Source organism: Sphingobacteriaceae bacterium (genome assembly GCA_002319075.1).
Taxonomy (GTDB): domain Bacteria; phylum Bacteroidota; class Bacteroidia; order B-17B0; family Aurantibacillaceae; genus Aurantibacillus.
In genome coordinates this window covers 597,941-609,864 of sequence record NVQB01000001.1, presented here as the reverse complement: position 1 = coordinate 609,864, position 11,924 = coordinate 597,941, and the positions used below count along the sequence as shown (strand labels likewise).

General features: G+C 36.9%; 8 protein-coding genes. 4 read left to right on the top strand and 4 right to left on the bottom strand.

The features are described from left to right. Positions 1-76 precede the first annotated feature (76 nt). Positions 77-3,007, top strand: a complete 2,931-nt coding sequence (locus CNR22_02800) for a hypothetical protein (protein ID PBQ30745.1) — start codon at positions 77-79, stop codon at positions 3,005-3,007. 33 nt (positions 3,008-3,040) lie between these two features. On the opposite strand, the gene CNR22_02795 is transcribed toward CNR22_02800, so the two are convergent. After that, positions 3,041-4,225, bottom strand: a complete 1,185-nt coding sequence (locus CNR22_02795; GenBank protein PBQ30744.1) for an ATPase — start codon at positions 4,223-4,225, stop codon at positions 3,041-3,043. 105 nt (positions 4,226-4,330) lie between these two features. Here CNR22_02795 and CNR22_02790 point away from each other — a divergent pair, with 105 nt between their 5' ends. From CNR22_02790 to CNR22_02780, 3 genes are read left to right on the top strand one after another with little or no spacing between them, the layout of a single operon-like run. Continuing rightward, positions 4,331-5,554: a glycosyltransferase WbuB gene (locus CNR22_02790; protein ID PBQ30743.1), complete on the top strand. Its 1,224-nt coding sequence runs from the start codon at positions 4,331-4,333 to the stop codon at positions 5,552-5,554. 37 nt (positions 5,555-5,591) lie between these two features. Then, a complete protein-coding gene (locus tag CNR22_02785) occupies positions 5,592-6,833 on the top strand; it encodes a hypothetical protein (protein PBQ30742.1) in 1,242 nt (413 codons plus the stop codon). A 3-nt stretch (positions 6,834-6,836) separates the two neighbouring features. Further along, positions 6,837-8,504, top strand: a complete 1,668-nt coding sequence (locus CNR22_02780) for a hypothetical protein (protein PBQ30741.1) — start codon at positions 6,837-6,839, stop codon at positions 8,502-8,504. Positions 8,505-8,506: 2 nt separating this feature from the next. On the opposite strand, the gene CNR22_02775 is transcribed toward CNR22_02780, so the two are convergent. From CNR22_02775 to CNR22_02765, 3 genes are read right to left on the bottom strand one after another with little or no spacing between them, the layout of a single operon-like run. Next, a complete protein-coding gene (locus CNR22_02775) occupies positions 8,507-9,130 on the bottom strand; it encodes a hypothetical protein (GenBank protein PBQ30740.1) in 624 nt (207 codons plus the stop codon). Further along, positions 9,127-10,026 carry a signal peptidase I gene (lepB, locus tag CNR22_02770; GenBank protein ID PBQ30739.1) on the bottom strand — a complete coding sequence of 300 codons (900 nt, stop codon included), beginning with the start codon at positions 10,024-10,026 and terminating at the stop codon, positions 9,127-9,129. Before lepB ends, CNR22_02775 begins: the two co-directional genes overlap by 4 nt. Further along, the gene (locus CNR22_02765; protein ID PBQ30738.1) at positions 10,002-11,792 is read right to left on the bottom strand and encodes a hypothetical protein; all 1,791 of its coding nucleotides are present in this window, start codon (positions 11,790-11,792) and stop codon (positions 10,002-10,004) included. The genes lepB and CNR22_02765 overlap by 25 nt, the downstream gene beginning before the upstream one ends. Positions 11,793-11,924: the final 132 nt, after the last annotated feature.

The following is an 11,924-nucleotide window of genomic DNA, read 5'->3' as shown; positions in this document are numbered from 1 at the left end:
AAATCAAGTCCCTTTTGTTAAAAACATTAACAGGAGCGCTGAATGCGCACCTTTTATAAGCCCTAACTTTAGGGGAATGAATCGCATTTTTAGAACGCTTTGTGTGCTGGTGACCTTTGTCATGGTAGCATTTATCCCTCCTTCTCAAAAAAAGAAAGACCCTGATTTTATTTCCATTCAAAACAGATGGGTGGATTCCGTTTTTAACTCCCTTTCGCCTAAGGAACGTTTAGGTCAGTTATTCATGGTTGCAGCATACAGTAACAAAGATCTAAAACATGTAAAGGAAATAAAGGAACTCATTATAAATTACAACATCGGTGGATTGATTTGGATGCAGGGTGGACCGGTGCGACAGGGACAATTAGCAAATTATTTTCAAAGCATCGCAAAAACACCTTTACTCTACGGTATTGATGGAGAATGGGGCCTGGCTATGCGACTGGATTCAACACCGCGGTATCCTAAACAAATGACGCTTGGTGCCATTCAGAACGATTCACTGATTTACCAGATGGGAAAACAAATCGCGAAGGAATGCAAACGTTTAGGAATTCACGTGAATTTTGCGCCAGTAGCAGATGTAAATAACAACCCTTTAAATCCTGTAATAGGTATGCGCAGCTTTGGGGAGAACAAATACAAAGTCGCGCAAAAAGCTTTCATGTATATGCAAGGCCTGCAGGATGAACAGGTGATGGCCAACGGGAAACATTTTCCGGGACATGGTGATACGGATAGCGATTCGCATCACACACTGCCTTCCATTACACATACACGTGAGAGATTAGATTCTTTAGAGTTATATCCTTTTCATTACTTGTTTGATCGCGGACTATCAAGCGTTATGGTTGCTCACTTAAATATTCCGAGTCTCGATACTACTAAGAATCTGGCCTCTACTTTGTCACCAAATGTGGTTAACGATCTTCTTAAAACAAAAATGAACTACAAGGGCTTGATTTTTACCGACGCCCTCAACATGAAAGGAGTAGCTAAATTTTATGCGCCGGGAATAGTTGATGTGAAGGCACTTTTGGCAGGCAATGATGTTTTATTGTTTAGTGGAAATGTGGGAATAGCTTTGGATGAAATTACGAAAGCAATAAAAGAAGGTAAAATTACGCAGGAAGAAATTGACGAACGTTGTAGAAAAATTCTCAAAGCAAAATACTGGTGCGGCTTAAATAGTAAGCAGGAAATTGTGACGCGAAATCTTACTAAAGAATTAAACACAAAACAAAGCGAAGATCTGAATGAAAAATTAGCGGAGGCCTCTATCACACTCCTAAAAAATGAAAATAATTTTCTTCCGCTTAAAGGAACAGATAGTATAAGGATTGCGGAAGTTTCTTTTGGTGTGGAAGAAACAAATACATTGGGAAGTACTTTAAAAAATTACGCCTATGTGGAGCATATTGGATTAACACACGATGCCAAACCTGCTGAGATTGTAAAAGCTTTTGAAAAAATTAAAGAAACAGATCTGGTTATTCTGCAGATAAACAAGGCTACGTTAAAAGCAGATAATAATTATGGCGTAGGAAAGCAGACTTTAAGATTAGTCGATTCCATTTCTAAAATGCGTCCCACCGTTTTAGTAATGATGACCAATCCCTACCTTTTAAATAAAATGCCACCTGTTTCAAATTTTAAAGCCATTATTGTGGCTTATGAATACATCCCTTCTCTTTTACGGGCTTCAGCAAACGCTATTATGGGAAATAGTCGTGTGAATGGGAAGTTACCTGTGAGTACAAATCAATTTAAAAGCGAGTCCGGACTCACGCTGGAACCTCTTGATGCACAAACAAAAAATTATGTGAAAGAAATTTTCATGGCAAAGAAATTTGGAATGATCGACAGTATTGCTCTTATGGGAATACAGGAAAAAGCTTATCCAGGTTGTGAAATCGTAGCTTTAAAAGATGGCCAGGTAATCTATCAAAAATCATTCGGAAAATTCACTTACAATTCTGATTCTAAAAAAGTAGATAACGGAACGATTTACGACTTGGCAAGTCTCACGAAAATTATGTCTAGTTCTCTCGCACTTATGAAATTACGCAGCGAAGGAAATTTTGACTATTCAAAAACACTTGGATTTTATTTACCTTATTTAAAGGGTACCGACAAAGAAAATATCTTAATAGAGGATGTATTATCTCACCAGGCTGGCCTGCAGGCCACTATTCCATTTTACATCAGAACTATCGACCGCAGAGGAGACTATAAACCCGGGATCTATGCTAAGACAAAATCAGAAGAATATCCAACTCAGGTTGCTAAAAATCTCTTTATTTTCAAAGGATTTAATGATTCTATCTATAAACGCATCGTAGATTCTAAACTCGAAAGTCCTGGAAAATATTTATACAGTGACGTAGGTTATTATTTTATGCAGCAAATTATTGAGCAACAAAGCCAGAAAAAATTAAATGAATACGTGGCGGATATCTATTTTAAGATCGGAGTAAGCTTAACGTATAGGCCGCTGAACTATTTCTCGAAAACACAGGTTGCACCAACCGAAAACGATGAAAAATTCAGAAAACAAATTCTACAGGGCTATGTACATGATCCCGGAGCGGCTATGATGGGGGGCGTTGCGGGACATGCGGGTTTGTTCGGAAGCGCGATGGATGTTGCAAAGGTTATGCAATTATATTTAAATAAGGGACAGCTGAATGGCGTGCGTGTTTTAGATAGTAATGTCGTAAAAGAATTTACAAGCTGTAGATTTTGCCCTGGTAACAGAAGAGGTTTATGTTTTGAGAAACCGGAAAGTGATTTGAAAAAAGACAGCCCTGTAATTTCTAATTGCAGTCTTGAAAGTTTTGGCCACAGTGGTTTTACAGGTACCTTTGCCTGGGCAGATCCGAAAAATAATTTAGTGGTGGTTTTTTTAAGTAACCGTGTGTATCCTAACGCTGACGAAAACAAGCTTGCAAAGATGGGAATACGTGGAAAAATACATAAAGCTTTCTACGATGCGCTTACAAAATGACCGAAAATCGTCAGTTGAACTGATGATTTTCGGTCATTTTAGTTTTAGTATTTGAGGGAGTTTTGTAGTTAGAAAGTCATGAAGACCGTATACCATTATGTTTTCAGCAATGGCATACGGCGTTTGTTGATAGGGTGTAATTACAATTGCTGTTTTACATTTTAAATCTTCCAGGCATTCATAAAACCCTCGGGTAAGATTGGGTTCATTATTTGTTTTTATCTCAATGCATACAATTGGCTTTATCCCTTTAACCAATACAAGATCCATTTCGCTGCCATCATGTGTTCTGTAAAAATAGGGAACAATTGTAGCAGGCAATAACTGAATGATTTGTTCCAATACATATCCTTCCCAGGCATTGCCTATAGCAGGATTAAAAAACATCTCCTTCGAAGAATGAATATTGGTGAGGTAATTAAGTACTCCGCTGTCTCTTATATAAACCTTTGGACTTTTTACCAATCTTTTTTTTGCATTTGTAGCATAAGCTGGAAGTTTTCTGAGCATAAAAGCGCCTTCCAGGTACTCGATGTACCGGTTAATAGTAGTTGGACTAACATCCAACCCCTTTGCAAAAGATTGAGCATTCCATACACTTCCATGAAAATGGCCCAACATTCTCCAAAGCTTAAACATGAGGTCGCCAGAAAAAGTAACTCCAAACAGAGTGTTCAGATCCCGTTCGATAAAAGTTCTGAAAAAATTATTTAACCATTGAAAGCATTGTTCCTCGTTTTTTGCCATCCAGGCATCAGGGAAGCCTCCCCGGAACCAATGTTTATTTATATCAGCTGGTTTGTTGTAAATCTCCGTTAAATTAAAAGGGTCAATTTCTGTATAAGCTATTCTCCCGGCAAGAGTTTCTGAAACGCCCTGTATTAGATGCGGTGATGCCGAGCCTAATAAAAGATATTTGCCTTTTATCTTTTTTTTATCTACCAGCGAACGTAACAGAGCATATAGTTCAGGCATGCGCTGAACTTCATCAATGATAATGGTTTGCGCTTTTAAAGAACTTAAAAAATATTCCGGGTTATTAAATTTGCTCCGGTCAGCGGGACTTTCAAGATCGAAATATAAATTAGTGCTTTTTTTTGTGTAATAAAGTTGTTTCGCAAGAGTTGTTTTACCGCTTTGTCGTGGGCCAATGATGGCAACTACAGGAAATTGTTTCATGTAGCTGATAATTTCTTTTTCTTTATTACGCTTGATCATTACTACTTCAAATATATATTTATATTACCGATAATCCAATATTAAACTGATGGATTTCGGTCATTTTAAGTTTTGATAATTTGCGGGATTGTGTTAAATTTGAACGTGAAACTTTTAATTCTTACGCAATATTTTCCTCCGGAAGTGGGCGCGCCTCAAAACAGGTTGTTTGAATTGGCTGTGCGTTTGTTTAAATCGGGAGTGGATGTTACGGTTTTAACTGCAATGCCGAATTACCCGCAGATGCAAATCTACGAAACATACAAGGGTAAAAATTACTTCTATGAGGAAATGGAAGGGCTAAAGGTTCATCGTTCATCAATCTACGCATCGAAAAGTAAATCGATTGTTAATCGTTTACGCAACTATTTTTCTTTTGTCTGGTCAAGTGCAAGAATTGGAAATAAAAAATTGGGTAGTTTCGATTTTCTGCTTTGCGAGTCTCCACCTTTGTTCTTGGGATACTCGGCTTTGTACCTGGCGCGACGCAAAAAAGCAAAACTGATTTTTAACGTGAGTGATCTATGGCCAGAGAGCGCCGAAAAATTAGGTGTCGTAAATAATAAATACCTTTTAAAGTTGGCGTATAATCTCGAAGAACGACTGTACAAAAGGGCAGTTCTTGTTACAGGACAAACACAGGGTATTTGCGCAAATATCAATAAGCGTTTTCCTTCGGTGAAAACCTATTGGTTACCCAACGGCGTAGATCTTAAATATTATGATCCTGCAACGATTTCTAAAGCCAATTGGAGAGCGAAAAATGGTTTCCCTGAAAGTGATTTTATCTTCTTATATGCAGGCATTATTGGTATAGCGCAGGGATTAGAGGTTATTCTGAATGCCGCGAAATCTTTTAGTTCAACGCCAGATATAAAATTTGTTTTAATGGGAAGTGGCCCTGAGAAACCCCGGCTTCAGGCTCTTAAGGAAGAACTTTCTCTTTCCAACGTGGTTTTCCTGGATCCCGTTACTAAAAAAGAAATGCCTTCAGTTCTTAAAGATATTGACGCCGCTATTGTGCCGCTTCGAAAATTAGATCTTTTCCTTGGAGCAATCCCTTCTAAATTATTTGAAAATCTCTCTATGGAAATTCCGGTTCTGCTTGGAGTGGACGGAGAAGCGAGGCAACTGTTTATCACTCAGGGTAAGTGCGGCATGTATTTTGAACCTGAGAATGTGGAAGAACTAGTAAAAGCGGTCTCAGACCTTAAAAGTGACAAGACCTTAGCACAACAACTGGGTGAAAATGGTCGCCGGTTCGTGAATGCCAATTTTAACCGTGAAATTATTGCTGAGAAATTCTATCGTCAATTACTGGAATTATAGTCCGGCAAAGTCTATCTTTATACTTTAATCATATACAATGGAAGTAACATTTAAGCAGAAACTTTTTTATTTTTTTCCGGTTCTCTTCTGCTTCTGCCTTCCTTTTGGATCTCTTGTTTTATCGCTCCTTGCTGCGCTTTGGTTTCTTTCTTCGTTTTTGAACATCGATAAACAAACACTGAAAAAAGGTTTTATGAACAGAAAACTCATTCTGCTTTTTTCTTTTTTTTTCCTTACAGTTGCCAGCGCGTTGCTTTCTGAAAATAAAGTAGAAGCTGGATTTAGCATTGAAATAAAACTGACTTTTTTTATTTTCCCCTATTTATTCTTCTGTTTTAAATGGCCGGTAGAAATTCTGAAACGCTGTGTAGTTGCTTTTGTTTCCGGCTGCTTTTTTGCCTGTCTCTATCTTATAGCCAGAGCCTTTCTTTACGCTTTTAACGGACAATCAGACTACTTTTTCTATTCACTCTTTTCCGATTTTATACACGCGTCTTATTTTGCAATGTATTTGCTTTTGGCAATTATTTTTGTGGTTGTGTTTTATAACGAATGGTTTAAGACACAGAAGAGCGTTATCTATAGTTCTTATTTTTTCATTTCTATTTTTGTTACCAGCATTTTTTTATGCTCGTCTAAACTCGGCCTTATTAGCTTTTTTATTTCCATGCCATTGCTCATGATCTATAAATTCAAAGAACATTTCACTTTAAAAAGAATTTTTGCTGTAGGCGCAACGCTTTTGGTTGTACTTTTTCTTTTAGTAAAAATATTTCCTGCACCCTTTAATCGCTTCAACTCCTTAAATCCAGCTTCCCTCGAAAATATTGATAAAACTTCTTCTGAAAGCACAACGGTAAGAATTCTGATCTGGAAAGAGTCTGTAAAACTGATTAAAGACAATTTTATTTTCGGTACAGGAGTTGGTGATGCTAACGACAAACTTACTAAGTCTTATGGAGACAATGGCTTAACGGGTGCGTATGAACACCATTTTAATGCCCATAACCAGTTTTTTCAAACATTTATAGGACTTGGACTTGTAGGATTTACAGTGTTGGCGTTAATGACTTTCGGGGCTGTATTTAAAGGATTTCGTGATCGCAATTTTCTGCTCTGCATTTTTGCCTTCCTAATTATCTTAAATTTCCTTGTAGAAAGTATGTTGCAAACCTCTGCCGGAGTGTTGTTTTTTGTTTTCTTTTCATGTTTTTTCGAAAAGGTTTCCGAACAAGAACTTAAAGAGAATACAGATCCTTCTAAAACCATTCCGTCTTAAACGATGCAGAGTATAATTAGATCATCTATCTGTGCGGTTGTTGCATTTTTAAATTCCGTTTTCTGTTTTTCTCAAAGTCCTTTCCGATACGTCTGGCCAATTGATTCTCCCGGGGTAATTACAGCTAACTACGGCGAGTTACGTCCCAACCATTTTCATGCAGGTATTGATTTTACTACCAGTGGAAAAATAAACTTACCAATTTATAGCATAGAGGAAGGCTATGTCTCTAGAATTCGTGTGAGTCCCTACGGTTATGGTAAATGTGTTTACATAACGCACCCAAATGGCAAGGTAAGTGTTTATGCTCATCTGAATGCTTTTAGTATGAAGATCGCGAATCTTGCAAAAGAAAATCAATATGCCGTTCAGAATTTTGAAATCGACTTTACACCAAAGCCAAGGTCGGTGTATGTAAGAAGAAATGAAATTATAGGCCTGAGCGGCAATACCGGAGGTTCTACCGGACCACATCTTCATTTTGAAATTCGTGATGAACTAACCGAGATCCCGTTAAACCCACTCGGCTTTTTTCGAATCTCTGATCGTACTTCGCCTGAAATTCATGCTATTGCGTTTTACAATCTTTCAGACACAACGCAGCCTGTTTTAATGAACACTCGCAAAATTCAATCAGTGAGAAAAGATACTCTGATTTTGGAAGAGGATCATCTTATCCTTAATCAATCCATTGTTGGCCTGGCTTTTTCAGGAATCGACAGGTGTTATCCCAATGGAAATTCAAACAATGTTTTTTCGGTTCGAATTTATCTGGACGATACGTTAATATACTCACATCAATTAAATAATATTGCTTTCGATGAGTCTCGCTTCATTAATGTTTTTAGCGATAACATTGGAAAGAATAAATTCCAAAAATTGTTTTTACCTACCATTTATCCGGAAGGTCTTTTTGGTCCATCTGTAAACAAGGGCAGGACTTTTCTTACTGACTCAGCTTTTAGAAAGATAAAAATTATTTTCACGGACGAATCCGGCAATGCTAGTCCCTTACAATTTTATTTAAAGGCCAGACAAATTAATAGCTTCAAAAACCAGGAGATGGCCGGTGATATTTTTGTAAACTGTGCACAAAAATTTGATAGTGATAAAAATAACCTCACCATTTCTATCCCTCCCAAAGTGCTTTTTTATTCCTCTTCCTTTTTTATAAACAACACGCTCGAGATCGACGGAAAACTAAGCCTGTTACCTAATGTGAGTTTAAAACAAAATATTACTCTTGGTTTTAAACTGCCCGCTGTTTATTGGAATAACCGTGAAAAAGTACTTTTAAAAGGCTCTAGTTCTCAGGCCATTCCACTGTATCGAAACGATTCTGTTTTTTATAGCGTCAGAGAGTTAGGGAAATTTTATTTAAGTCTGGATACGGTTCCTCCCAAAGTTCGTATGAACTATTCTGATAAAAAATTAAAGGACGCCTGGATGATGGATTCCTTTTCTTTCGCGATTTCCGATAATGGCTGTGGAATAGGAAAGTATAATCTTTGGCTGAACAACAGTTGGGTAGTAGCGGAGTATGACGCCAAAACAGACTTGCTTACCTATTATTTTGATGAAGATACGCCTATGGGCTTATTGCAGTTTAAACTGGAAGTGCAGGATAAAGTAGGAAACAAAACATTTTTTGAATACACACTTAAAAAATAGGATCAAGATTGTAAATAATCTATAGTCTCTAAACCCGTGTTAAAGATTAAATCAAGAATGCTCAAATTAGGAACAAAGGTGAACTTATTTTCAAAGGTCTGATAGTAACTGGTATTTAGCCTTTCAATCACTAAACTATCCGTCTTAAACTCTTTTTTCGGATGGATAGCTCCTCTCAGATCTAAAAGGTTCTCCGGCGTTTTGATATAGGCACTGCTATACTGAAGATCCTTTTTTAATTTTAAAATTCTAAGAACTGTCTCCAGTTGCAAAAAATTATATTCAGAAAGATTTTCAAATTCCTGCGTATAAAAGGGTTCTATTTCACTCTCAAAGTGTTCGAAGTAGGGAGAGTTTTTATACGCACTTGTAATAGCCCGCCAATGCTTGATCTGCCACTTTTCCTGGTAGGAGATAGTGATGTCTTTTGTAAATTCCTTAGGAGCGTTTTTTTTTACCGGAATTGAAAGATCTAATGCTCCGTTCGCGGTGAGAATTTGCGTTCTGTTTCTAAAACTTTGTTTCTGGTAATTTTCAAATTGCTCTATGTAAATTGAATCTGAATTCAATACATAACAGAAATAATGGAGATTGGGCCAATAGGCAGTACTCAAAAGGACTTTCATTTTCTTCTAACCGTAGCTATTACTTTTCCAAGAATGCAATTTTCTGGTAGAAATCCCCATACCCTCGAATCATTTGAGTTATCGCGGTTGTCACCCATTACAAAATAATAATTCTTCTTTACGACATAAGTTTTAGTTAGATCCCCATTTATAAAAATACTATCGTGACGAATCTCTAAATTATTTTTTTCGTGTTGCGAAATAAGGTCATAGTAGAGATTTAAAGAGATGCTGTCCAATTGCAAAGTGTCATTAACTTTCGGAATATATACTTTTCCATAGTGATCCATATTCCATTTATAATGAACCGTTCCGGGAAAACAGGTTTCATCAAAAGTATTCTTTTTCTCCGTTTTCATTACCACACTCTTAATCGCAGAATCTTCTCTGAGGCGTTCACATTCTATATTTGTGAGGGAATAGCAGTAATCAAATTCATCCGAAACTTGTCCGCCCTCCGTTAAACCATAATACATTTTGAAAATAGTTTGTGGTCGTTTACTTTTTGTCGTGATAAAGTAATTGTGTTTTACAGTGGTGGTATCTTTTAATTCACGACCATTGCGGTAAATCAGTTTATCGGCCACTTCAAGGGTGTCCCCCGGTAAAGCTGCAATGCGTTGAAATACGAAAGTTCTTGTAATGAGGCTATCTTTTATAGGATATTCAAAATAGATGACCTCATTTGCAGTATAAGTATTTATAGCTTTTTTTATTAGTACAGCATCGCCAAATTTATAGGTAGAGGCCATGTCGTAACTATTAATTCTTACAACATCAAATGCAAATTTCTTAAGAACGAAAAATAATCCCAGGGCAATAAATGCGCTAATAAACCACCTGATCCGGATTACAAAATCGAATATGTGTTTTATTTTACCGATTGCTCTTTTAATTTCAGTTTGCGTCTGTTATTCCATTTACTAAAACCCCAGATAGCTACTATGATTAATATAAATGGAATTTTTACCGAATGAAGTTTACCATCCTGAACGTAACATAAGAAACGCTCCCACCTGAATTTACCTTCTTTACTGTTTTTAAATAAAGATCCCAAAACAGACTTTCCACTTATAGGATTGTTCTCAGAATATTTCATACTAAACCACACGAAGAAAGGTGATCCTACAATGTGATCATACGGTACTAAACCCCAGCTTCTGCTGTCAGCGCTATTATGACGGTTATCTCCCATCATAAAATAATAGTCTTGTTTAAAGGTATAGCTGGTAATCGGAGTTCCATCATAATAAACTTTATCACCTTTTATTTCTACAGTATGAATTCCATCATCGTATGTGTTCATTGCTTTTTGATACAAATAAACATTGTGTGTGTCAATTTGAACAGTTAATCCGGCTTTCGGAATTAATAAAGGACCAAAATTATCATTGTTCCAGGCATAAGAAGGATGATGAGGGAACACACGGTAATCGTAATAATTTTTCGGTTCAATCTTCAGCTTCGTAGAATATACTCCGGGAATTGCTTTAACCTTTTCAACAACATCCAAAGGCATATTGAGGTCGTAATAATTGGTGTCGTTTGGTGCCCCATCAATTTTACCTGCTTCCGACACATAAATGTCCAGTTCATCGAGTAGCGTATAATTGCTTAATGCATGCGTGTTTTTTTGAGTAACACTGTTTTCACCAAAAACAGGCCCGTTGGTTTTTACAATGTAGCGATGTTGTGCACGTTCTGGCATGCCTTGCATTTTTCCATTAATGTAAACTTGACCATCTCGTACCTCAAAATTATCACCAGCAATACCAACGCAGCGTTTTACATAGTGATCTCTTTTGTCAACCGGACGCGATGTAATTTCTCCATAAGGTTTTTGTGCGCCATTAATATCTTCCCACGCCCGTCCCATATAAAAATTATCAGGGTGCGAATTGTTATCGTAAGTTTTTAAATCGTGCGCTCTGTCTCTTACTAATTGGTAATAGCTGGCATTTTGCTGCATAAGCGCAACGGTGTCACCATCGGGATAATTAAAAACAACTATCTGATTATTTTTAACCGAACCAAATCCAGGTAAACGAAAATAAGGCAACTTTATCCACTCAAGATAAGATTTCTTAGTCTCACTTAAAGGAAGGGTTGAGTGTGCAAAAGGAAAAGACAAAGGAGTTTGTGGTATTTTCGGACCATAAGCGAATTTGTTTACAAAAAGAAAATCACCTACCATCAAAGATTTTTCAAGAGAAGAAGTAGGAATAGTAAAAGCTTCAATAAAATATCCACGTATAATGGAAGCCGCAATCACAGCGAAAACAATGGGATCAATCCAGTTTTTTATCAGTGAACTGGGTTCAATTTTAAATTTACTCAGACCTACAAATTTCGCCGTATCATCAAATCCAATTTTCACAAAAAAGAGATAGGGTAAAATAGAAGCAAACAAAAGATCCTGGTTACTGGGTTTATTAAAGGCGCGGGCAACATTAAAACCATAAACACCATACATAAGAATATTTACACCCGGAACGATCATGATAAGGCACCACCACCAAGGCTTATCGAGTAATTTGGCGAGCATATAAAAATTGTAGATCGGTATCCATGCTTTCCAGCTCTCCACATTGGCTTTTGCAAATAACTTACTTAGTCCAAAAAAGGAGGCTATAACCAGTAGTAAAAAAATATAATTTCCCATAAAATGTAAAGTGTGAAGATATATAAATTCTGTAAATGGCAAACGCCTGATTTTTCAGGCTATTGCGTGCTTCGCTGTTAATATTTGTTAGCCCTTGTTCTCAGTCAAATCTCAAAATTTCAACCCCTCAAT

Coding starts and splice junctions, on each gene's coding strand:
- CNR22_02795 (PBQ30744.1), bottom strand. CDS start 4,225: ATGATCAAGCGTAATAAAGAAAAAGAAATTATCAGCTACATGAAACAA.
- CNR22_02775 (PBQ30740.1), bottom strand. CDS start 9,130: ATGAAAGTCCTTTTGAGTACTGCCTATTGGCCCAATCTCCATTATTTC.
- CNR22_02785 (PBQ30742.1), top strand. CDS start 5,592: ATGGAAGTAACATTTAAGCAGAAACTTTTTTATTTTTTTCCGGTTCTC.
- CNR22_02765 (PBQ30738.1), bottom strand. CDS start 11,792: ATGGGAAATTATATTTTTTTACTACTGGTTATAGCCTCCTTTTTTGGA.
- CNR22_02780 (PBQ30741.1), top strand. CDS start 6,837: ATGCAGAGTATAATTAGATCATCTATCTGTGCGGTTGTTGCATTTTTA.
- CNR22_02800 (PBQ30745.1), top strand. CDS start 77: ATGAATCGCATTTTTAGAACGCTTTGTGTGCTGGTGACCTTTGTCATG.